The organism is Pseudoalteromonas sp. NCCP-2140 (assembly GCF_023708065.1).
Classification (GTDB): domain Bacteria; phylum Pseudomonadota; class Gammaproteobacteria; order Enterobacterales; family Alteromonadaceae; genus Pseudoalteromonas.
Genome location: NZ_BRCZ01000001.1, coordinates 768,627 through 791,919, shown reverse-complemented (window position 1 = coordinate 791,919; position 23,293 = coordinate 768,627). Strand labels below are relative to the sequence as shown.

Here is a 23,293-nt window from a genome sequence, read left to right as displayed (position 1 = left end):
TGAGAGAGACAAAGAGCGCCATTAGGCGCTCTTTTTTTGATATTAGATGAAGCAATTAAGCGCTTCTAACATCAACCTTTAATTTAAGCTTTTGCCCAGGTTGAATGTATTTTTGCCCAGCTAATGAGTTCCATTTAATAATATCTTCTACAGACACATTAAACTTAGCAGCAATGCGCGCTAACGAGTCACCACGACGAACTTTATAGGTAATGGTGCGCTCTTTGCTTTGTGTAGCAGCAAGTTGTGACTTTTCCTGTTTATACACAGTTAGCTTTTGACCAACACGCAGTACAGCGTCTTTTTTTAGCTTATTCCATGTTGCAAGTTCAGCTATGGTCACATCGTACTCACGGCTGATATCCCACAATGTATCGCCACTGGCCACTTTATGGCTAAGTTTTTTACGTGTTGCTTTATTCGCTGCCATACGCACTGATTTTGGTAAATGCTGGCTATTAATCTCCCCATCGCTCAGTGGCACAAGTAATTGCTGACCAACACGAATAGTATTCGATGAAAGCTTATTCAGGGTTTTAATCGCGTTTGTGCTTGTTGAAAACTTCTTCGCAATCACAGATAAACTGTCACCTCGTGCAACAACATATTGCTGCCAGCGTAGGCGGTCTTTTTGCTCTGTTTTAGCTAGCTTGTCAGTAAACGCTTCAACTTTATCAGATGGTAATAATAAAAAGTGTGGGCCGTTTGGATCTGTCGCCCAGCGATTGAAGCCAGGGTTCAAACGATACAGCTCTGTTAAGCTAATACCTGCCATGTCAGCGGCAAGTGCTAAGTCAATTTGGCTCCCTACATTAACTGCTTCAACGACTTGAGCATTAATAATTGGTTGCCACTTAACACCAAATTCGTCACTGCGCTTTACTAGATCAGACAGCGCTAACAGCTTAGGTACGTAGGCAGTGGTCTCTCTTGGTAAATCAAGTGACCAAAAATCCGTTGGTAAATGCTTTTTACGGTTCTTTTTAATGGCACGCAGTAAACGACCTTCACCTGAGTTATAGGCTGCAATGGCATTTAGCCAATCGCCTTCTAAGGTTTTGTGTAAATATGATAAGTAATCTAGCGCTGCACGGGTCGATTGTACAATGTCACGGCGACCGTCATACCACCAGTTCTGTTTTAAATCGAAACGCTCACCAGTTTGTGGCATAAATTGCCAGATGCCAGAAGCACTGCGATGTGAATAACCAAATGGGTCAAACGCACTTTCTACAATAGGTAAAAGCGCAATTTCGATTGGCATTTGACGCTTTTCGACTTCTTCTACAATAAAGTATAGGTAAGGCTCAGCGCGCTTAGAGATACGATCTAAATAGGCCTGGTGACGCGCATAATAGTTACGCTCAGCAACAACTGGGCGGTTTTGTGGCACATCAATCGAAAGCTGATAACGAATACGCTCCCATACATCATCAAATACAGGAGGCGGCTCATCAATATCGGTTAATTGTTGATATTGAGCGTTAATCATCAATGCATCATTGATATCGCTCGGACTTGCGCCGTCTAATTGTTGCTCAACATTATTGCTTGCAACATCTGTACTTGCTGAATCAGAAGCTGTTAATTGACAGCCACTTAAAATCAGCGCAAGTGATAAAACTAAAGGAGACTTATACATATATACCCATACATCAGGTAAAAAAACTCGGCGAATATTACCTGCTCTGAGAACATATTGCCACTTTATGACCAGTTTATGTCAGCTTATTATTGCAAGATGCTGATCTAAATATACAAAATTGTAACTACCGGCGTTTACGTTTTTTTAAAAGTTATCTTTCCAGGCTCTGAGACCTGCAAAGCGTTGCCAAGGTTCATTCAGATCCAAATTAATTTTTAGCTCATCAGGCAGCTCATCAGTGATTGTTGCTATATTGCTACGTAAAAATGGATTTATTTGTTTTTCCACGCCTAATTGAGTTGGTAAACTTATTTCGCCTTTGGCGCGCAGCGCATCAACTTCATCACTGTAGTTGAGAAGGTATTCGTTATTTGGCTCTACAGCTTTTGCGAAGGCTAAGTTGGCTTGCGTGTATTCATGGGTGCAGTAGATTTTACACTCATCTGGCAAGGCTCTTAGTTTACATAACGAATGCCACATTTGTTCTGCGCTGCCTTCGAATAATCGTCCGCAGCCAGCACTGAATAAGGTGTCGCCAGTAAAACTTAATTCGTCGTTAATGTAACAAATATGGTCTAGGGTATGGCCAGGTGTTGCAAGCACGGTAAAGGTGTAATCATACACAGTGACTTTATCCGCTTCTGATACTCCATGAGTAATGCCTTTAAAAGGGCTGTGTCTTGGTCCGTAAACGGGAATATCACGAAATGCTTTTACCAGTGCAGCCACGCCATCGGTGTGATCATAGTGGTGATGGGTTATCAAAATCCCCCGAAGTGTTAAGTTATGTTCGCTTAGATAGTTTAAAACAGGTTCAGCTTGACCGGGGTCGACGACCCAGGCTGTTTGCTCAGCTTCATTGCTGATGCACCAAATGTAATTATCAGAAAAGGCTTTAATTGCTTTAACTTGCACCATGTTTAATTGCTCTATAAAGTGACAGTTAACACACAGTATAACGAGCTCAGAAAATGAAACCAGCCCTTAGTTTTCAAGAAGGTCCTAAGCCATACTCTTGGCAGCAGTTCCCTCATGGTGACTATTTACGTGCTGAAATTGAACGTAAGCTAACGCCATGGCTGCCACGTATGTTTGGCTATCACATGCTTAAACTTGGTAATTTAAGTGGCGAGCTGGCCACCAGTGAAAGTCCTATTAAGCATCAAGTTTGTGTCGCAGAGCAGGGGCTTTTTACTGGTGTTATTGCTGATGTCGATGAGCTGCCTTTTTATGAGCACAGTGTTGATGCTTGCATATTATCGCATTGCTTAGAATATCATTCTGATCCGCACCATATCTTACGTGAAGCGCATCGTACTTTAATTCCCGGTGGTTACATCGTGATCACAGGTTTTAACCCGTTTAGCTTGTGTGGCTTGGCGCAGTTATTACCTTTTAGCCGCCAAAAGCTACCGTGGACAGGGCGCTTTTTCACACCATCGCGAGTAAAAGATTGGTTGAATCTATTGGGTTTTGAAATTATTTCCGACGAGCGATTTATCCATTCATCGCTTGCAAGAGGCAATCGTTTGTCGCGTTTTGCTGCGTGGCGAAGTTTTGGTCAACAATATTTAAAGCCAATGGGCAGTGTGTATTTGCTGGTGGCTCGAAAACGTGTGGCCCCGCTTACACCAATTAAACCTAAATGGCATGCAAGGCCGCAATTTTCGCCGGTAAAAGGAGCAGGGCTCAGGCAAACATCAAAGCAGCACTGTGAGCGGGATGGCTAAATAGTGTTGTTGCGTATCTGTTTTGCTTGGGTACTGACCTGCACGAATATTTAATTGAATAGAAGGGTGCAACAGTTTTGGTACTGCTAATGTTGCATCGCGGCCTTCCCGAGTTTCAATAAAATGTTGCTTATCGCCTTTTAAATGAATGTTTTGCTCACGCTGCTCTTTAACCGTGGTTTTGTTCGCCAGCGGGCGCCCATCAGGTTGGTAGTCATGACACATCCAAAGTAGCGTATCGTCAGGAAACGCTAAAATTCGTTGTAGTGAATCATATAGCTCGCTCGCGCTACCGCCGGGGAAATCACAACGGGCTGTGCCACTGTCTGGCATAAAGAAGGTGTCACCAACAAATACATTGCCATCAATGTGAAAACACACGCTGTCAGGGGTATGGCCCGGTGTGGCAATCACATCTACTGTGTAATCACCTAACTGAAATTGTGCTTTATCAGCAAATAAAACATCAAAAGGTTCACCATTACATGGCATATCAAGATTATAAAGTTGGCTAAAGTGTTGTTGCACTTGTGTGATCCCTTCACCCGTGCCGAGTTTACAAGGGTGTGTGTCTTGTAATTGCTGCTTTATGTAACTTGCTGCAGTGATATGGTCAGCATGGGCATGAGTTTCAAGGAGCCATTGTAGTGTCAGCTGCTCAGTCTTTATATAGTTGATGATCTCATTGGCGGTGGTAAAACTTAACTCACCACTTGGCATATCAAAATCAGCTGGCGCATCAATCAGCAAGCACTGTTTAGTGTTTTCGCAACTGACTAAGTAACAGAGGGTGGCACTTTGTTGATGAAAAAAAGAGTGAATGCGCAGAGCCATAATGAATCCTTTATATTTCTTTATAGCCAAATCTTATAACATATAACGAAAATATAAAACGGCCTGCGCCAAGTTTATTTCAAGGGGCTTTTAATTATCGTCGTAACCTGTGTCTTCAAGTAATTGATCGCTGCCAGCTGCTTCGCGGGCTAGATCGTCAACAATCTCATTGTATTTATTGCCGCTATGGCCTTTTACCCAACGCCACTCTACCTCGTGTTGTTGGCAGGCAGCATCGAGTCGTTTCCATAAATCGACATTCTTAACTGGTTTTTTAGCAGCGGTTTTCCAGCCGCGCTTTTTCCAATTTTCAACCCATGACTCAATGCCTTGTTTCACATATTGGCTATCGGTCGTCAGAATGACGTGACAAGAGCGGGTGAGGGTTTCTAGTGCAACGATAGCTGCGAGCATTTCCATCCGATTATTTGTTGTTAGGGTGTAGCCTTGACTTAACTGCTTTTCGTGGCCGTTGTATCGCATCACGATGCCATACCCTCCAGGCCCTGGATTTCCTAAACATGATCCATCGGTGTAAATCTCTACGGTTTTCTGCACTGTTTTACCTTGATATTGTGTACAATAAAGTGAATATAGAAAGATACCAGAGTCAGGCTTAAGACGATATGGCACATAGACAAATAGTTTTAGATACAGAAACCACGGGTATTGACCCAAAGCAAGGCCACCGCATTATTGAAATCGGTTGTGTTGAACTTGTAAATCGCCGTCTTACTGGCAACAATTTTCATGTGTATATCAATCCACAACGTGAAATAGAAGAAGAAGCAATAGACGTTCATGGTATCACCAATGAATTTTTGCGTGATAAACCCCTGTACCACCAAATTGCCCATGAGTTTTTAGAGTATATTCGTGGCGCTGAGCTTGTTATTCATAACGCAGCGTTCGATATCGGCCACATGGATAATGAGTTTGCATTGTTAAATCAAGGTTTTCCGAATACTGCCGATGTATGTACTGTACTTGATACTTTAAAAATGGCGCGTGACTTGCACCCAGGTCAAAAGAATAACCTTGATGCACTTTGCCGTCGTTACGATATTGATAACTCAAAGCGTACGTTACACGGCGCTTTACTGGATTCTGAGATCTTAGCCGATGTTTACCTGTCGATGACGGGTGGGCAAGTAAAGCTGAATCTTAATCAAAATAAAGATGAAGGCTCAACTCAACAAGCTGGTGGTATTCGCCGACTAAGTGCTGATAGAGCACCGCTTGTGGTATTAAGAGCAACAGAACAAGAGCACGCCGCTCACGAAGAGCGTTTAGACTTGGTTGCAAAGGGTGGCCAATGCCTGTGGCGTGCAGAATAAGGTAATAAAATGAGAAAACAACTACTAGCAGGATTAGTGTGTTTAATTCCCTTAGCGGGATTTGCCAACGAGCAAGATAAAATAACCCCATTAGAACGTGATGGGGTGCAAAATGAAATTCCCCTGCTAGAGAACCGTTTTCGTATTGACCATAAAGTCGATAAAGTAACCTTACTCTTCTTTCGTAAACGCGGTGCTCCTGCCGTTGTTTTAGTACGCCCTGACGGCACTAAGTATTACGCTACTGACTCAGTAAACAATGATGACCTCGACTGGCATGATGAACTGAGCTATGACCTGATCACCATTAGCAACCCTATGCCTGGCCCTTGGCAAGTGGTCGGCAGTATCTTGCCAGATAGCCGTATTATGGTGCTAGGTGAAATAGAGCTTAATGTTGATCCACTCCCGCCTATGCTGTTTCGTGGTGAAACAGTAAAGCTGACTGGCCGTGTATTAAATGATGGTGAACCAATAGAAGTTGGTCAGTTTCGCGATGTGATAAGTTTGCACGTTGATTTTGTCAGCACTAATAATAGTGATTACGCAAACTTTGGTGCGGGCACGCAAAGTGTTACTGACTTTAGAGATGATGGCCGCGGCTTTGATGAGCGTCCGCTTGATGGTGTGTTTACCGGTGAGTTTAAGCTGATATTCCCGGCTGGAGAGTGGCAACCAGAGCTATATATAGAAACGCCTATATTAAAGCGTACCGTGGTGCAAAAACCGATAGTCGTGCATGAGCCGCCTTTTGATTATGAAGTAGCACTTGCTGAGCAAGATGAAGATGACCACATTTTAACAATCTCGCTAAATCCTGAAATCGTCAAACCAGAAACTGTACTTATTCAAGGAAAAATATATTACCCCAATAATGAAGAGCAAATGTTCTCTTTAGATGCTGATAAATCGCAAACACGAGAGCTTGCAATTAAAAATTATGATTGGGGACGATACAGTATTGAGCTCTCTGTATTTGGTAGCAACATAAATGACCGTGAATTTATGGCAACGTTACCGACTTATAAATTTGAAATTGAGCGACCAATTGAAGCTGTACCAGAAATTGTTCGCCCAGAAATTGATTTAGAAGCGCAAGCAGAGCAACAACGAATTCTTGAAGAAGAACAAAAAGCGTCCACCATGCTCATGGTGACATTAATTGTTGTTGGAAATTTAACCGTCCTTTTATTAGGTTGGCTGGCAATTAGAATCTTTGTTCAGAAGAAACCGCTGAAATTTAAAATTTCTTTACCGTTTTTAAAGAAAAAAAATCAAACCGAAAATGATGAGCAAGCAACGAATGAAAATGAAGTTGGCAAAAATGGCTCAAAAAATGACAAATCAGGTGAAATTTTAAACCTTTCGATGTCAGATGACTAAAAAACCTGTAAAAATACAAAAAACCCCTTGACGAACCAGAGGGTGATTCGTATTATTCACGCCGCTGTCAGGGGAGACTCAGTCAGCAACGAAAATGTGGAGTGGTAGTTCAGTTGGTTAGAATACCGGCCTGTCACGCCGGGGGTCGCGGGTTCGAGTCCCGTCCACTCCGCCAATTTTCGACAATTTGTAAGTATGCGCTGGAGTGGTAGTTCAGTTGGTTAGAATACCGGCCTGTCACGCCGGGGGTCGCGGGTTCGAGTCCCGTCCACTCCGCCAATTACTTACACAACTTATGGTTGTAAAACATTTTCCTTTGCGGAGTGGTAGTTCAGTTGGTTAGAATACCGGCCTGTCACGCCGGGGGTCGCGGGTTCGAGTCCCGTCCACTCCGCCAATAGGAAAAATAAATAGCATTAAATACTGCGGAGTGGTAGTTCAGTTGGTTAGAATACCGGCCTGTCACGCCGGGGGTCGCGGGTTCGAGTCCCGTCCACTCCGCCACTATTTAAACGCTATTTTATTACAAAATTTGTATCGCGGAGTGGTAGTTCAGTTGGTTAGAATACCGGCCTGTCACGCCGGGGGTCGCGGGTTCGAGTCCCGTCCACTCCGCCAACAAATTAAGTAATAACAATGATATCTCTGCGGAGTGGTAGTTCAGTTGGTTAGAATACCGGCCTGTCACGCCGGGGGTCGCGGGTTCGAGTCCCGTCCACTCCGCCATTTGATATCATAAACAAATTAAGTGCATTACCCCATGCACATACCACTGCGGAGTGGTAGTTCAGTTGGTTAGAATACCGGCCTGTCACGCCGGGGGTCGCGGGTTCGAGTCCCGTCCACTCCGCCATTTGTTTTCCTTAAGCAAATTATTAGATAATTCTTTACTTTACACCTTACTATTTCCTTATACTGACAACGTATCTCGTATCTCGTATCTCGTATCTCGTATCTCGTATCTCGTATCTCGTATCTCGTATCTCGTATCTCGTATCTCGTATCTCGTATCTCGTATCTCGTATCTCGTATCTCGTATCTCGTATCTTTCATCCTACCTTGCTAATATTCTTCATTATTCCTATTTATTCAGCTTTTTATATCTGCATGAATAGCAAAGAATGGCGGCTCCACAACAAAAAGGAAATGCGTTATGAGTACATTCGGAACACAGCTAAAATACTATCGCAGTGAGCTAAAACTAAGCCAACCAGAATTTGCAGAGCAAGTTGGAATAGAGCAAAGTTACCTTTCAAAACTTGAGAACGATAAATCAGTGCCTTCAAATGACACATTTCGTTCAATATTAACGGCGCTCAATCTAACAATTTGCGACTTTATGGAGCCATTAAAATATTCTGTAGATAAAGCTCGGTTGATTAATGTGCCTGACATTGAAGCTTGGTATAAGCAACAAAGTAATAAGCAATTCATTAAACAGCGTTCACTCGTCTATATTGCCATACTGTTAAGTGCGCTAGGCTGTGCCATGTTTTATTTAGGGCATCAAGAAAAGCTATTCAATACAAAGTTCTATGAGTACAAATCATATGGTGTAGTGAAAGATAATGAACCAGATGGCATTTTTCATGATTGGCGTACGCTACTCGTAGAACAAAGCCGCGAGAAAATAGATGCTAAACGTCGAGAAATGATCAGCAGGCATGATTTTAAATTTATTATTTCAGCGGACTATAAAGGTATTTCGTTTGTAGAACCTGGCGAGCAAGGCAGGCGTTTATATAGCCTTACTTCAAAAACACCTATTATCAAGCCCCATAAAGGCCATGTGTGGCTTGAGTTTATAGGTATCTTATTGTTTGTAGTTGGTGCAGGTCTCATCACATTTGAGAGTAAACTGACAAGACAGCATTAATGAGTTGTAGAACCTGACGCGTGTTAGCTGGCGTCAGGATCACGAGGAGTTAAATGTGCAAATTGCTGCTGGTGGATTTGTTCATATAGGGTAGCTGCATAGCTTTGCGCATCATGTAATCTGCGCGTACTGATGTGTTTTCTAAGATCATCAAGTGCAGCCGTTGCAGGTTCATAACCTTGGCTACTTGCCAGACTTAACCACACCGCGCCATGAAAAACACTGTGCGGTACACCTTGCCCTTTGATGAAAAACAGCCCCATATAAAATTGCGCCCTATGGTTACCTGCCATAGCTGCTAAGCGCATCCATTTTGCAGCAAGGGGAGGCTGTTCATTTTTTAAATAATACAAAGCTTTGTTTAGTACGTTTTCAACAGATTGAGTACTTTTATCTGGCGCCGACCCTTTATCGGGTTGGGTAATAAAGGCAAGTACATTATCAAGCTGTTGCTCTAAATCTAAGCCTACTGGCGAATTATCAGACATAGTTTAGTTATTTTCTTGAAATAAAAGACCTTATTAGTTTAGAACATTGCAAGGTAAAATGTCCTCTTATTGAGATAAAATATGATAAAATTAGCCAATTAATCTCAACTTAAAGTTCAACATGTTCGAAAGACTTTTCAAAATCACTGAAAACAACACCTCTGTGCGCCGCGAGACTATTGCTGGCATCACAACATTCATTACCATGGTTTACATTGTATTTGTTAACCCTGCAATGCTTGCAGAAGCGGGAATGGATCAAGGTGCGGCATTCGTAGCAACCTGTATTGCTGCTGCAATTGGCTGTTTTATTATGGGTTTATGGGCAAACTACCCATTAGCACTTGCTCCGGGTATGGGCTTAAACGCCTTCTTCACTTATGGTGTTGTTTTGGGCATGGGCTACACTTGGCAAGCTGCATTAGGTGCAGTTTTTATGTCTGGCTGTATCTTCTTATTCTTAAGCCTATTTAAGGTGAGAGAGTGGATCATTGATGCTATTCCTCTGGTGTTAAAACGTGCCATTGCTACAGGTATCGGTGCTTTCTTAGCCCTTATTGCACTGAAAAACGCCGGTATTATCGTAGCAAGCCCTGCAACCTTAGTGCAGTTAGGCGATATCACAGCCCCAGGCCCACTACTTGCGATTTTTAGCTTCTTTGTTATTGCAGCACTGTTATACCGCGATATGAAAAGCGGCGTACTTATCAGTATTTTATTAGTAACCGCAATTGCCCTTGGTTTAGACCTTGTGGAGTATCAAGGAATTATTTCAATGCCGCCTTCAATTGCACCAACCTTTATGCAATTGGATTTTGCAGCAGCATTCGAAATCTCAATGCTAACAGTGGTTTTTGCGTTCTTATTTGTTGATTTGTTTGATACTTCAGGCACTTTAGTGGCTGTAACGCAAAAAGCAGGTATTGCTGATGAACAAGGTAAAATGCCTCGTTTAGGTCGCGCACTAAGTGCCGACAGTACAGCTACTATTGCAGGCTCAATGCTTGGTACGTCAACAACAACGTCTTATATTGAATCAGTTGCAGGTGTGTCTGTGGGCGGCCGTACAGGTCTTACCGCTGTGGTTGTAGGTATTTGTTTCTTGTTAATGATGTTCTTTGCGCCACTTGCTAGCATGATCCCAGCTTATGCAACGGCAGGTGCAATTTTATATGTTGCTGTGTTAATGATGCAAAATTTAAAGCTTGTAAATTGGGATGATATGACAGATGCCATTCCAGTGAGCGTTGTATTATTGATGACGCCGTTAACTTTCTCGATTGCGCACGGTATCGCCCTTGGTTTTATCTCGTATACTGCCGTGAAGTTGGTATGTGGTAAAAAAGATGAAATCAGTATTAGTGTGTGGGTATTAACAGCGCTGTTTATTGTTAAGTTTGCGTTTTTATCTTAATTTGCACAAAGCAAAGAAAAAGTGGTTTACCACTTTTTCTTTGGTGCGAATAATACGTCTAAATCGTCCTGCTCTTGTTCTGCTTTCTTCTTTAGTGACGTTGCATTTGATGCTTTCAACTCAGAGCTAATCGTTTCTAAATAGCCTTCAACTTCTTGTCTTTTCGAGTTTACATATTCATCGCTATAGCTAACTGAGGTCAGTGTTGCTAGTGCTTTTTCAAAATACTGTCTGGCAGAGCCCACCATATTTGCTGAGCGAGCTGAAATCCCGCGCTTAATTTGACTTTCTACATTGATTCTTAACTGCAATTTTTCAAGGCGTTTATCTTCAGCAACAAATACTTGGCTATCTACTTTGCCTTTACCATGCTCTGAGCGAAGTACTGCTCGTAATTTCTTTATACCTTGAATTAGAGCTATTAATTGTTTGTCGTTATCTGGTAGTGCTAATGCATCGCTATTATTTGATTCGATAGGAGAGGCTAGGCGTTCTTTAGATTCTTTTAGTCTGTTTTTTAATTCTTTTGAGCTTGGAGAAAGCTCGACCATTGAAACAAGTGCATCATAAATACGGCGTTGAATAATACGCAGAATATTTTCAGACATGGGGATATTGGCACTGTTAAGCAGTACATCTTCTGCTTCTTCAATGATTTTTTTCTGTTTTGTAAGCTCTTTACGGCGCTCTGCTTCTTGTTTTTCTTTATGTTGTTGCACAGCACTGACCCATAATGCGATCACGATTAATGCAACAATGAGCATGATGATGATAGAAACAATCATTACTAAATCTCAGTTTTAACTATCTAATTTTTTTATCTTACCTTAAAAAGATTAGATCTGAACAGTTTTGCGGTAGTTATCTCGAATAAACTTATTACGATTACTACTTTATAACGAGTATAGCGCTAAACTAGCACCTTTATTGAATATTTTGCGAGTAAACACGGCTACCGAGCAGTAATTTAATGTGTTAGCCTTAGAAACAATCGATATAAATGTATAGCGCGATGAAATATCGCTTGGCATTGCGCTTTGCAGCCTTTATAAATAAACAATAACAACGTCTACAATGCAGCCATGAAACTACAACAACTCAGATATATAGTCGAAGTCCAAAATCATAAACTGAATGTCTCTGCGACAGCCGAAAGTTTATTTACCTCGCAACCGGGGATCTCAAAACAAGTTCGTATGCTTGAAGACGAACTGGGTGTACAGATCTTTGGCCGTAGTGGCAAACACCTTACCCATGTAACCAGTGCCGGTAACGAAATTATTAATATTTCACGAGAAATACTGTCGAAAGTTGAAGGTATTAAAGCGGTTGCCAATGAGCATACCTTGCCTGATCAAGGTAAACTTAACATTGCGACCACTCATACTCAGGCTCGTTACGCATTACCGAATGTTATTCAAGGCTTTATGAAAAAGTACCCAGCAGTGTCTTTACACATGCATCAGGGTACGCCACAGCAAATTTCTGATGCGGCAGCACGCGGTGATGCTGATTTTGCCATTGCGACTGAGGCGCTGCATTTATATTCTGATTTAGTTATGTTGCCGTGCTATCACTGGAATCGCAGTATTGTTGTGGCAAAAACACACCCGCTTGCGCAAAAGGCCGATAATTTAACGGTTGCCGATGTGGCTAAATACCCACTTATTACTTATGTGTTTGGTTTTACTGGTCGCTCTGAGTTAGATAAGGCCTTCAATGCACATGGACTTGAGCCGCATATTGTTTTTACTGCAACAGATGCTGATGTAATCAAAACTTATGTTCGTTTAGGTCTAGGAGTAGGTGTTGTTGCGTCAATGGCGATTGATCAAATAACCGATACTGATTTAGTCTGTATTGATGCAAGCCACTTATTTGAAGCGAGCACCACTAAAATTGGTTTTAGAAAAGGCAGCTTTTTACGCAGTTACATGTATGATTTTATTGAGCGTTTTGCACCGCACTTAACGAAAGAACTGGTTGAGCGAGCAAGCTTATTACGTAACCAAGAAGATGTTGATAAGCTCTTCGAAAACATTGAGCTACCAGTAAAATAGAGATAAAAAAGCCGCTTTAAAGCGGCTTTTTTATTATGCTGAAAACGTGCTGTAAATTAACACTCGATGATATTAACCGCTAAGCCACCGCGAGCGGTTTCTTTGTATTTCGTTTTCATATCATTACCTGTGTCGAGCATGGTTTTAATTACCTTATCAAGGGTCACTTTTTGCTCGCCAGAACCACGCATTGCAAGGCGTGACGCATTAATTGCTTTAATTGAGCCCATCGCATTACGTTCAATACACGGTACTTGCACAAGACCGCCAACCGGGTCACAGGTTAAGCCTAGGTTGTGCTCCATGCCGATTTCAGCGGCGTTTTCAACCTGTACTACATTACCACCCATGATTTCAGTTAGTGCACCGGCTGCCATTGAGCAAGCAACGCCCACTTCACCTTGGCAACCTACTTCAGCACCCGAAATTGACGCGTTCTTTTTGTATAAAATACCAATTGCTGCCGCTGTTAATAAATAACGAGTCGCAATATCACGGTCTACTTCTTTAATGAAAGTGTGATAATACATTAATACCGCTGGCAAAATACCTGCAGCACCATTGGTTGGTGCGGTAACAACACGGCCGCCGGCAGCGTTCTCTTCGTTTACTGCAAGGGCAAATAAATCAACCCAATCCATAGCACGTAATGGGTCGTTGTTTACCTCAATATTTAATTTAAGGTGTAAACTAGGGGCGCGACGCTTTACCTTTAATCCGCCTGGTAAGATACCTTCTGTACGCATACCACGTTCAATACAGGCCTTCATTACTTGCCAAATATTAAACAGCTCATCTTTGATGTCTTTTTCGCTGCGCAGGGTTTTTTCGTTGTGCATCATAAGCGTTGATACACTGAACCCTGACTCACGGCATAGCTCTAACAACTCTTTTGCCGTGTTAAACGGATAAGGTGCTGGGTTTTCTTCGCGGATTTCGAGTGCTTTTTGTTTTTCGTTCTCGAACTCATCATCACTGACTATAAAGCCGCCACCGATTGAGTAATACACTTTACTGAATAACTTTTCGCCATTTTGGCTGGCAATGATTTCCATTGCATTTGAATGTTTTGGTAATGTTTTACGACGATGAAATACAATCGCACCTTGCTTCGGAAAGTTGGCTTTATGGCTTTGGTTTAAATAAATAACCTGTTCTTTTTCGATTTTTGCGAGGATATCGTCGACTAAATCAGCATCAATGGTTTCTGGATCATAACCGGCAAGGCCTAAGATCACAGCTTTACCAGAGCCATGGCCAATACCTGTTTGACCGAGTGAGCCAAATAGCTCAACTTTAATATCGGTGACGTTTGCAAGTAAGTTTTTTTCTTCTAGTTCGTTTACAAATAAACGCGAAGCGCGCATTGGGCCAACAGTGTGAGATGACGATGGGCCAATACCAATACTAAACATATCGAATGCACTGATCATAATTTGCTACTCATTTTTCTATTAACGGCATACTACCTGCCTTTGAACGGTGCCACATGATAACGTTTAAACGTGCCTGTGTAACCCTAAAAGCAGGATAATTAAACTGGTAGGGCGAGCTGTTTTATAAAGTTATTAATTATGCTCGCTGTTGCTCCCCAAAGCAGTCCGTGGGGGGTCATCAAACCTTGCAAAGTAATGGTTTTGCCATTTCTCTGAAAGGGGAGGGGTTGCCAATTTTGTTGATTACTTAAATAAGATAAGGGCAGTAAAAAGCTGGCAGCAACTTCGTTGGGATCTGCTTGCCACGTTGTGCCTTCACTAAGCACACACACAAAAGGCTCAATAGTGAAACCGGTTAGGGTCGCGTACTGATGTAATTTACCGTGGACAGTCACTTGATGTGTGCCAATATTAAGCTCTTCATTGAGCTCTCGAAGGGCGGTGTGCATTAACGTGTCATCTTGTTCTTCATACTTGCCACCCGGTAAGCAAATCTCCCCCGGGTGATGAAGTAAATAGCTAGGTCGCTTGCACAGCAATAAATGCGCTTCGTCGTTAACATCAAGCAGAGGTAACATTACAGCACTGGCTCGCTTTTCGGCATTAAAGCGAATGGTCGCTGGGCGCTTTGTGGTTTGACTTAAACTAAAACGGGCAATTATTTGCTGACTATTCAAGGTAGTTACTTCAACTTTTACTTTAATAAAGGCAGTATTTTATTTACTTTATCGTAAGTTTCTTGGTACTCCAAGTCGACCTTTGAATCAGCCACAATACCACCGCCAGCCCAGCAATAGATTGCACCTTTGTGGCACACTAAAGTACGAATTGTGATACTGGTATCCATGTTGCCACAGGCACTCAAATAGCCAATTGAGCCGCAGTACACACTACGGCGATGTGGTTCGAGTTCTTCAATAATTTCCATAGCGCGAATTTTCGGTGCTCCGGTAATTGAACCACCCGGGAAAGCGGCATGAATTTGGTCAACGGCATCTTTGCCATCTGCTAACTCTGCGCGCACAGTACTTACTAAATGATGTACAGCTGGAAAGCTTTCAATGGCAAATAACGAGGGGACGGTGACACTACCTGGACGAGCCACTTTGCCTAAATCGTTGCGCAGCAGATCAACAATCATGACATTTTCTGCGCGGTCTTTTTCTGATTGCTGTAAACGAGTTGCTTGCGCTTGGTCTTGTTCAGAGTCAGCCAAACGAGGGAGCGTTCCTTTAATTGGCTTGGTTTCTATTTGGCCCTGATTAATCGAAATAAAACGCTCTGGTGAAATAGATAAAATAGCGCCATCAGGGTGATTTATATAGCTTGAAAATGGTGCTTTATTGGCTTCTCGAAGTTGTTTATATGCTTGCCATGTTGAACCTGAAAATTCAGCTTTAAAACGCTGTGCAAGGTTGATCTGGTAGCAGTCACCACTTTTTAAATAAGCTTGAATTTTCTCGAACTTTTCGCTGTAGCTGGCTTGACTCATGTTTGATTGCCAGTCGCTTTGTAGCGCGAACTCTGCACTTGTTGGTGTTTCGTTTAGCTGCTGCTGATATAGCGCTAAGCGATTATGATTTGGCTGACAGACGTAAAACCAGCTTTGCTGTTGCTTATCATAAATAAGCGCATCTGGATAAAGGCCTACAGCCATTTGCGGCATGTTAATGTCGTTTTCGGCAGTACTTGGCATGCTTTCAATCACACGACCTAAGTCATAACCAAAATAGCCAAGCCAACCACCTGTAAAAGGGAGGTTATTAGGGTTAGCTGTGTGATTAAATTCCTGAAGGCCTTTTTTCATCAAGCTAAAACAATCACTTGATTGCGCCTTGCCGTCGACAAAGCATGTATTTTCACGCACTTCTAATTGCTTTAATGGCGCAATGGCAATGATATCGAAGCGGCTATTTACATGCTCGCTATTGGCTGAATCGAGCAACACAGCATGAGGCAAATGAGCAAAATGACTAAATAGCGCGATGCAATCACCACTTAAATCTAATTTAATGCACAAATTTTCATCGTTTATCATCTACATTGCCCTGAATAACTAGCCCGAAACGGGCGAGGAGGGTATCATAAGTTAAATTTGATTGGCAGCGTTATGATTTCCTTTATAGTGATGCCATGACTAACCCGTAGAGTAAATCTTCGTCACCGGTTTACTCAGGATCACGTACAGCGCTACGCGATAAAAACTTAAGGAACCCGTAATGAGTACAATTCGTCAGCAAGACTTCATTGATAGCATTGAAGATGCATTGCAATACATTTCTTTTTATCACCCTCTCGATTTCGTACAAGCCTTAGAAAAAGCTTACAACAAAGAGCAAAGCAAAGCGGCAAAAGATGCCATTGCGCAAATTTTAATTAACTCTCGTATGTCTGCTGAAGGTAAACGTCCACTGTGCCAAGATACAGGTATCATTACTTGTTTCGTAAAAGTAGGTATGGATGTTAAGTGGGATAAAACAGACATGACTGTTCAGCAAATGGTTGATGAAGGTACACGTCGCGCATACTTAAACCCAGATAACCCATTACGTGCATCAATAGTTGCAGACCCTGCTGGTACGCGTAAAAACACCAAAGACAATACTCCATCAGTTGTTCATATCGACTTAGTGCCAGGCGCTGAAGTAGAAGTAATGGTGGCAGCGAAGGGCGGCGGCTCAGAAAATAAAACGAAAATGGTTATGCTTAACCCATCTGATGATGTGGCTGCATGGGTTGAAAAAACATTACCAACAATGGGTGCGGGCTGGTGTCCACCTGGCATGCTAGGTATAGGTATTGGTGGTACTGCAGAAAAAGCTGCGGTACTTGCTAAAGAATCATTAATGGATCCGGTTGATATTCACGAGCTGATTGAGCGCGGCGCAGAAACAACTGAAGAAAAAATGCGTATCGATATCTTCGAACGTGCTAATAAATTAGGTATTGGTGCACAAGGCCTAGGTGGTTTAACAACCGTGGTTGATGTGAAAGTTAAAACGGCACCGACTCACGCAGCATCAAAACCAGTGGTTATGATCCCGAACTGTGCGGCAACTCGTCACGTTCACTTCACATTAGATGGTTCAGGCCCAGCTGATCTTAAAGCGCCTAAACTTGAAGATTGGCCAGAAGTTACGTTTGAAGTGGGTGAAGGTACACGTCGTGTTGATTTAAACACACTGACTAAAGAAGACACGCAAGAATGGAAGATGGGTGAAACGGTTCTTCTATCTGGTACTATCTTAACGGGCCGTGATGCAGCACATAAACGTTTACAAGATATGATCCAATCAGGTGAAGGTTTACCTGAAGGCGTTGATTTTGATAACAAGTTTATCTACTACGTTGGCCCTGTAGATGCAGTGGGTGATGAAGCGGTAGGTCCTGCTGGCCCTACAACTGCAACGCGTATGGATAAATTCACTGATATGATGTTAGAAAAAACGGGCATCATCGGTATGATTGGTAAAGCAGAGCGTGGTCCTGCAACAGTTGAATCAATCAAAAACAATAAATCTATCTACTTAATGGCAGTAGGTGGTGCAGCTTACCTTGTATCTAAAGCAATCAAGAAAGCACGCGTTGTTGCGTTCGAAGATTTAGGTATGGAAGCAATCTACGAGTTTGAAGTAGAAGATATGCCAGTAACGGTTGCTGTTGATAGTGAAGGCGCCAATGCGCATACGCAAGGCCCTGCTATTTGGAAAGCAAAAATCGAAGAACTTGATGGCAAATTAAAGTAACCATCTTGCAACTCTCTTAAAAAACGGCGCACCTGCGCCGTTTTTTTCAGCTCTGACCAGTCTCAGCTATTTCTCTAACATCTCTTTAAAAAGCCGATTTTACTTGGCTTTATTGGCACATTTTTCTTGTCACTTTTTCTTTACGCTATACTTTACCTTTACGTTCACGTAATAAAGTTAGTAATGTTAATATTTTGTTTTGAATTAATAATGCTTAATGCGTACATTGATTGGTATATTTTTTCCATAAAGTGTTAGTTTTTGAGTTGTTATTTCGGCCTGAGAACTTTGCTTAGTTTTATCATCTCATTTAGTGGCAAGGGAGCAAACGAAGTGATAAAGTCTCGGCACTTTCAGCGCTCACACCCCTTAGGGTAAAAAATTTCGGAGTATTTAACTGTGGCTGTATTTAATAAAGTCGACTTTGATAACCACGAGCAAGTGGTGTTTTGTTCAGATAAAGAATCAGGCCTAAAAGCTATTATCGCGGTACACAATACCAAGTTAGGTCCAGCGGTTGGTGGTTGCAGAATGTGGGACTACACAACTGATGAAGATGCTGTTACTGATGCACTTCGTTTATCAAAAGGTATGACCTACAAAAATGCTGTGGCACGTTTACCATTTGGTGGCGGTAAGTCAGTGATCATCGGTAATGCTAAAGAAATTAAATCAGAGCAACTTTTCCGTGCATTTGGTCGTCAGTTAGAGCGTTTAAGCGGTAGCTACTATTCAGCTGAAGATGTAAACATCACATGTGATGATGTGGCTATCATGAATAAAGAAACTAACTATGTATTAGGCCTTGAAGGTAAAAGTGGTAACCCTTCACCGTTCACAGCATATGGAACATTCTTAGGTATTAAAGCGGCTTTACAACATCAACGAGGTCATCAAGATCTTGCTGGTATCAAAGTAGCCGTGCAAGGTTTAGGTGCAGTAGCATATGGCCTTTGTAAACACCTACATGAAGCGGGCGCAACATTATTTGTAACAGATATCAACGAGCAAGCTGTTGAGCGTGTTGTAAATGACTTCAATGCAACGGCTGTGGGTATTGATGAAATCTACGACTTAGATGTTGATGTGTATGCACCATGTGCACTTGGCGCAACGGTAAATGACACAACTATCCCGCGTTTAAAAGCAACAATTATTGCAGGTTGTGCGAATAACCAATTAGCAGAGTCTCGTCACGGTGAGATCATCCGCGAAAAAGGTATCTTATACGCACCAGATTACGTAATTAACGCAGGTGGTATTATCAACGTTTATTACGAAACTGCACCAGAAGGTTATAGTGCAGAAGCATCAACGAAACACGTTGAAGGCATTTTTGATACGCTAACAGAAATCTTTGCTCGCTCTGAAAAAGAGCAGAAGTCGACGCATTTAATTGCCGATGAACTAGCATTAGAAATCATCGAAAACGGCTTATAATTTAGTAAATCGATAAATTTACAGGTAAAAAGGTGCGCAAGTCGCACCTTTTTTGTCTCTGTTATTTATCGCATCAAGGTGACGAAATCACGCAGGCTAGGTAAACTCGGTTTTTAAATTTCGAGGGCACCTAATGAAAACTCCATCTTGTGAAATTACACCTATCGATCTAGCTACTTGGCCTCGTAAGCAGCATTTCGCTTTTTTCAAAGAATTTTCTCTGCCATATTTTAATGTGTGTGTTTCACTCGACATGGCGGCTCTTTACAACAAGTGCAAATCAGAACCGTATTCGTTCTTTCACAGCTATGTTTACCTAACACTTGAAGCATGTCATGACTATGCACCAATGCGTCAACGTATTATTGATTCATTGCCTGTACAACTGTCATCGGTAAGAGGCAGTGTGGTCGAGCTTGCAGAAGATGAAACATTTCGCTTTAGTTATTTTGAAAAACAAGCGTCGATGGCAGACTTTTCAAAACACGCTATTGCTGTGGGTAAAACAAGTAAAGCAAAACCATTTTTCTCTGATGCATTTGCTGCAACAGAAGGGCAGCCTGACCTTATTCATATCTCAGTACTTCCATGGTTAAACTTTACCGGCTTCTCGCATGCTGTAAGTGAGGGGCATGGCCTTGGTATTCCTAAGTTTGTGTTTGGTCAGTATGACTCACAAACTGGCAAGATGCCGCTTTCAATTGATGTGCATCATGCTTTGATGGATGGCTTGCATGTGGCGCGATTTGTGAAAATACTGCAAGAAAAAATCACGAATTTTTGTAATTGATTGTTGCTAAATGTCATTAAAGTGAGTAAAAATTGCAACTAATGTAGTATTATCTGAAGTTAGGGATGACTTTGGCTTCACAGAGCTACATCACTGAATAGAACGATAATAAATATCAGGGTTTTAGTTTTATGGTGCGGGTAGTTAGTTGTATTTTTCTTTTATTGAGTTTCAGCGCTTTAGCTGATTCTGCACGCCTCTCTTTAAGTGATTACTTTACAGAGACTTGGAGCACTCGCGCCGGCCTTCCTCACAATAGCATTAATGGCGTAACGCAAACCAAAGATGGTTACATTTGGATAGCGACTTGGGAAGGGCTTGCTCGCTTTAATGGTCGTGAGTTTAAACTCTTTACTCGAACAGAAATTCCTGGTTTACCTGACTCAGGCCTACGCAGCCTGATTCCGATGGATAATGGTGATTTATATATCGTGGGTGCCCGTGGCGGTATTGCGCTTCGCTCACAAGGGCAATGGCGAGCATTACCAAGTTCATCAGCCATGGTTAACCATGCACTTGTTACTGAACAAGGTGAGCTATGGCTGGCACTTGAAGGGCAAGGCATTGTTTACCGCGCTTCTGAAACTGCCACTGAGCAAAAACTGCTTGATAAGCTAAGCGCATACCGTCTTTTACAAGACAAAACAGGGACTATTTGGGCTGCCACCAGTGATGGCCTTTATCAAATAAAGAATAAGCAAGTCAGTAAGGTCAGTGAAAACTCTGGGCTCCCTAATGCCTCTGTGTTTACCTTATTACTAACGGAGTCAGGCACATTAATTGTCGGCACCGAAAAAGGCGCATGGCAAAAGAAAAACGATAAGTTTGTTGCTATTAATCCTGTCCTTAACAACGAATCAATTGCCAGCTTACTCGAAGATGCGCAGGGCGATTTGTGGTTTGGCACCATCAATAAAGGGGTGTTCAGACTCAGCAGTTTAGGCCTTGAAAACTTAGCCGCAGATGATGGCTTACCCAACAACCGTATTTTATCTTTACTGCAAGACCGCGAAAAAAGTATATGGGTTGGCACGAATGCCGGATTATTTCGCTTGCGTGAAGCGCCATTTACAAACTGGAGTCAAAGCCGTGGGCTTGCATCTGACTATGTGCGTACCGTGTTATCGCATTCTGATGGCAGCTTATGGGTGGGCAGTAGTAATGGCTTAAATCGTATTGAAAATGGCAAGCTCACCACCCTTATTCAAGCTTATGAAAAAGATCCGCTATCCGTATTAAGTTTAACTGAAGATAAGCAGGGCGGAGTATGGGTTGGTACTTACACTGCCGGTTTAATGAAAGTGGTCAATGGGCAAATTTATCCCGTAAAAAACCGCAGTAATGGCCTGATCAGCAACGAAGTTCGCGCTGTGTTTTTTGATAAAGCGGATAACTTATGGATTGGCACCGCCGGTGGTTTAACCAAAATAGACCCTGCTGGGCAAACTGAATTATTCACCACCGAAGATGGCTTAATTGGTGATTTTATTATGGCCCTTGTTGAGGATGACCATGGCAGGTTATGGGTCGGCACGGGAGTGGGTGTGTCCATTTATGACCCAGCTACTAAGCAATTTAAAACTCTCGAGTTTCCAAAGCAGTTCAGTACTGAGTATGCATTCGGCTTTTACTTAGATGGCGATAAAATGTGGCTTGCAACCGATAGAGGCTTAGTTCGTTACAATCTCAGTACAGATAAAATGAGCTTGTTTGGTCGAGACCAAGGTTTACCGGTCGATAAGTTGTTCCAAGTGATTGAGCAAGGTGACTCATTATGGTTGACCAGTAACCGCGGTGTTATTCAGGTGAACAAAGCTCAGTTAGTTGCACTTTTAGATAACCCTGAAAAAGTTCAACCAATGAGTGTTTCGATGCAGCTTTATGATGAAGGCGATGGCATGCTAAGCGCGCAAGCAAATGGCGGTTCAAACCCTGCTGCTGTGCTTCATTCAGATGGTCAAGTATGGGTTGCAACAGCCAAAGGCGTCGCTATTGCGACACCAGAACGCTTAAAAGAAGCCAGTAAACGCCGTTTATCGACCGTTATTGAAAGCTTTGAAGTCGATGGCAAACCCATGACTTTACCTGTTGGTAATGAGGTTTTGAGTTTACCTGCTGGTGTTTCTCGTGTTTCGTTTAATTACGCTGGGCTAAGTTTTATCATGCCTGGGCGGTTAAATTACCAAACTCAACTAAGTGGTTACAATCAACAATGGGTAGACAGGGGGCGCTTGGTCATTACCGAGTACACCAATTTACCACCAGGTAAATATACCTTTAAAGTGCGTGCAGGTTACCCTAATAGTGACTGGCAAAATAATGAGCAAGTTCTGCGTTTTAAAATTGCCCCTTATTTTTGGCAAAAAACCAGCTTTAAGTTATTTGTCTTAGTTGCTGTGCTTTTTGCTGCTTATGCTATTTATAAATACCGCTTATATCACTATAAGCGCATCGAAATTGAGTTAACTGAAAAAGTTGAACAGCAAATGCATGATTTACAAACGCAAGCTGATGCTTTTGCTCATTTAGCGAATCATGACCAATTAACGCAGTTACCGAATAGACGCGCTTTCGATATGTGGCTGTCTGAAAACTTTAATCAGTTTCAGCGTGACAATAAAACGCTTAGTATTGCCATTATGGATATTGATCACTTCAAACTAATTAATGACAATTTCTCGCACTTAATTGGTGATAAAGTGATTTGTGAAATCGCACGCTTACTGCGTATGAATTTCCCTGATGAAGGTTATGCGGCGCGTTGGGGCGGTGAAGAATTTACCTTGTTGTTCCCATACAAAAATGCTGAAGAAGCCGCAAGATTGTGTGAAATTATCCGTTTAGAGATAGCGGGTTATGATTTCTCAGAATTAGCAGATAGTCTTTCTGTAACGGTAAGTTTTGGTGTAGCAGATAACGCGCAGGTTACTGACTATGACCGCTTGTTAGCACATGCCGACAACGCTTTATACAATGCAAAGAATAACGGTCGAAACCAAATTTTTATTTATAATCAAGGCTGTATTACGCTCGATTAATCAGCTTTAAAAATAAAAATGTGTGTAAACAATTGATCTTTTTTTGTTTGCACACATTAAAGTATCAAGATTGTTT

The 23,293-nt window shown here is 42.1% G+C and carries 19 protein-coding genes and 7 tRNA genes; 17 read left to right on the top strand and 9 right to left on the bottom strand.

Annotation, left to right across the window (positions count from 1 at the left end; translation table 11 throughout):
- Positions 1 to 55: 55 nt before the first annotated feature.
- Positions 56 to 1,642 carry a LysM peptidoglycan-binding domain-containing protein gene (locus NFU46_RS03720; protein WP_251599838.1) on the bottom strand — a complete coding sequence of 529 codons (1,587 nt, stop codon included), beginning with the start codon at positions 1,640 to 1,642 and terminating at the stop codon, positions 56 to 58.
- Between the two features lie 147 nt (positions 1,643 to 1,789).
- Positions 1,790 to 2,563: a hydroxyacylglutathione hydrolase gene (gene gloB / locus NFU46_RS03715; RefSeq protein ID WP_251599834.1), complete on the bottom strand. Its 774-nt coding sequence runs from the start codon at positions 2,561 to 2,563 to the stop codon at positions 1,790 to 1,792.
- Positions 2,564 to 2,616: 53 nt separating this feature from the next.
- Between gloB and NFU46_RS03710 the strand changes: the two genes are divergently transcribed.
- Entirely contained in the window at positions 2,617 to 3,375 is a 759-nt protein-coding gene (locus NFU46_RS03710) for a class I SAM-dependent methyltransferase (RefSeq protein ID WP_119852048.1), read from the top strand.
- Here NFU46_RS03710 and NFU46_RS03705 read toward each other — a convergent pair.
- Positions 3,346 to 4,209, bottom strand: a complete 864-nt coding sequence (locus NFU46_RS03705) for an MBL fold metallo-hydrolase (RefSeq protein ID WP_251599831.1) — start codon at positions 4,207 to 4,209, stop codon at positions 3,346 to 3,348. The genes NFU46_RS03710 and NFU46_RS03705 overlap by 30 nt on opposite strands.
- 90 nt (positions 4,210 to 4,299) lie before the next feature.
- The gene (rnhA, locus tag NFU46_RS03700; RefSeq protein ID WP_175079026.1) at positions 4,300 to 4,767 is read right to left on the bottom strand and encodes a ribonuclease HI; all 468 of its coding nucleotides are present in this window, start codon (positions 4,765 to 4,767) and stop codon (positions 4,300 to 4,302) included.
- 68 nt (positions 4,768 to 4,835) lie between these two features.
- On the opposite strand from rnhA, the gene dnaQ reads away from it, so the two are divergent.
- The 10 genes from dnaQ to NFU46_RS03650 all read left to right on the top strand — a co-directional run bounded on the left by dnaQ (position 4,836) and on the right by NFU46_RS03650 (position 8,805).
- Positions 4,836 to 5,546, top strand: coding sequence for a DNA polymerase III subunit epsilon (gene dnaQ / locus NFU46_RS03695; protein WP_054561795.1), 711 nt, complete (start codon positions 4,836 to 4,838; stop codon positions 5,544 to 5,546).
- A gap of 9 nt (positions 5,547 to 5,555) precedes the next feature.
- A complete protein-coding gene (locus NFU46_RS03690; protein WP_251599828.1) occupies positions 5,556 to 6,929 on the top strand; it encodes a TIGR03503 family protein in 1,374 nt (457 codons plus the stop codon).
- Between the two features lie 98 nt (positions 6,930 to 7,027).
- A tRNA-Asp gene (locus tag NFU46_RS03685) sits at positions 7,028 to 7,104 on the top strand.
- Positions 7,105 to 7,131: 27 nt separating this feature from the next.
- A tRNA-Asp gene (locus NFU46_RS03680) sits at positions 7,132 to 7,208 on the top strand.
- Between the two features lie 41 nt (positions 7,209 to 7,249).
- Positions 7,250 to 7,326, top strand: a tRNA-Asp gene (locus NFU46_RS03675).
- A gap of 30 nt (positions 7,327 to 7,356) precedes the next feature.
- Positions 7,357 to 7,433 (top strand) — tRNA-Asp (locus NFU46_RS03670).
- Positions 7,434 to 7,470: 37 nt separating this feature from the next.
- Positions 7,471 to 7,547: transfer RNA gene (locus tag NFU46_RS03665), tRNA-Asp, on the top strand.
- Between the two features lie 31 nt (positions 7,548 to 7,578).
- A tRNA-Asp gene (locus tag NFU46_RS03660) sits at positions 7,579 to 7,655 on the top strand.
- 50 nt (positions 7,656 to 7,705) lie between these two features.
- Positions 7,706 to 7,782: transfer RNA gene (locus NFU46_RS03655), tRNA-Asp, on the top strand.
- Between the two features lie 300 nt (positions 7,783 to 8,082).
- Positions 8,083 to 8,805, top strand: coding sequence for a helix-turn-helix domain-containing protein (locus NFU46_RS03650; protein WP_251599825.1), 723 nt, complete (start codon positions 8,083 to 8,085; stop codon positions 8,803 to 8,805).
- Between the two features lie 23 nt (positions 8,806 to 8,828).
- On the opposite strand, the gene NFU46_RS03645 is transcribed toward NFU46_RS03650, so the two are convergent.
- Positions 8,829 to 9,293: a sel1 repeat family protein gene (locus tag NFU46_RS03645; RefSeq protein ID WP_251599823.1), complete on the bottom strand. Its 465-nt coding sequence runs from the start codon at positions 9,291 to 9,293 to the stop codon at positions 8,829 to 8,831.
- 121 nt (positions 9,294 to 9,414) lie between these two features.
- On the opposite strand from NFU46_RS03645, the gene NFU46_RS03640 reads away from it, so the two are divergent.
- Positions 9,415 to 10,707 carry an NCS2 family permease gene (locus NFU46_RS03640; protein WP_175079030.1) on the top strand — a complete coding sequence of 431 codons (1,293 nt, stop codon included), beginning with the start codon at positions 9,415 to 9,417 and terminating at the stop codon, positions 10,705 to 10,707.
- A 26-nt stretch (positions 10,708 to 10,733) separates the two neighbouring features.
- Here NFU46_RS03640 and NFU46_RS03635 read toward each other — a convergent pair whose 3' ends face one another.
- Positions 10,734 to 11,492: a hypothetical protein gene (locus tag NFU46_RS03635; protein WP_251599821.1), complete on the bottom strand. Its 759-nt coding sequence runs from the start codon at positions 11,490 to 11,492 to the stop codon at positions 10,734 to 10,736.
- Between the two features lie 297 nt (positions 11,493 to 11,789).
- Here NFU46_RS03635 and cysB point away from each other — a divergent pair, with 297 nt between their 5' ends.
- The gene (gene cysB, locus NFU46_RS03630) at positions 11,790 to 12,767 is read left to right on the top strand and encodes an HTH-type transcriptional regulator CysB (protein ID WP_054551618.1); all 978 of its coding nucleotides are present in this window, start codon (positions 11,790 to 11,792) and stop codon (positions 12,765 to 12,767) included.
- A 56-nt stretch (positions 12,768 to 12,823) separates the two neighbouring features.
- On the opposite strand, the gene NFU46_RS03625 is transcribed toward cysB, so the two are convergent.
- The 3 genes from NFU46_RS03625 to pabB form a co-directional block, all read right to left on the bottom strand.
- Positions 12,824 to 14,200, bottom strand: a complete 1,377-nt coding sequence (locus NFU46_RS03625; RefSeq protein ID WP_062566218.1) for an L-serine ammonia-lyase — start codon at positions 14,198 to 14,200, stop codon at positions 12,824 to 12,826.
- 101 nt (positions 14,201 to 14,301) lie between these two features.
- Entirely contained in the window at positions 14,302 to 14,880 is a 579-nt protein-coding gene (locus tag NFU46_RS03620; RefSeq protein ID WP_251599818.1) for a CoA pyrophosphatase, read from the bottom strand.
- A 17-nt stretch (positions 14,881 to 14,897) separates the two neighbouring features.
- The gene (gene pabB, locus NFU46_RS03615; protein ID WP_251599815.1) at positions 14,898 to 16,241 is read right to left on the bottom strand and encodes an aminodeoxychorismate synthase component I; all 1,344 of its coding nucleotides are present in this window, start codon (positions 16,239 to 16,241) and stop codon (positions 14,898 to 14,900) included.
- Between the two features lie 181 nt (positions 16,242 to 16,422).
- Between pabB and NFU46_RS03610 the strand changes: the two genes are divergently transcribed.
- The 4 genes from NFU46_RS03610 (at position 16,423) to NFU46_RS03595 (ending at position 23,217) form a co-directional block, all read left to right on the top strand.
- On the top strand, positions 16,423 to 17,949 hold the full coding sequence (locus NFU46_RS03610; protein WP_054551614.1) for a fumarate hydratase: 1,527 nt from the start codon (positions 16,423 to 16,425) through the stop codon (positions 17,947 to 17,949).
- 399 nt (positions 17,950 to 18,348) lie between these two features.
- Entirely contained in the window at positions 18,349 to 19,389 is a 1,041-nt protein-coding gene (locus NFU46_RS03605) for a Glu/Leu/Phe/Val dehydrogenase (protein ID WP_055021514.1), read from the top strand.
- Positions 19,390 to 19,522: 133 nt separating this feature from the next.
- Positions 19,523 to 20,179, top strand: a complete 657-nt coding sequence (locus tag NFU46_RS03600; protein WP_220094985.1) for a CatA-like O-acetyltransferase — start codon at positions 19,523 to 19,525, stop codon at positions 20,177 to 20,179.
- A gap of 131 nt (positions 20,180 to 20,310) precedes the next feature.
- Positions 20,311 to 23,217: a ligand-binding sensor domain-containing diguanylate cyclase gene (locus NFU46_RS03595; RefSeq protein WP_251599811.1), complete on the top strand. Its 2,907-nt coding sequence runs from the start codon at positions 20,311 to 20,313 to the stop codon at positions 23,215 to 23,217.
- Positions 23,218 to 23,293: the final 76 nt, after the last annotated feature.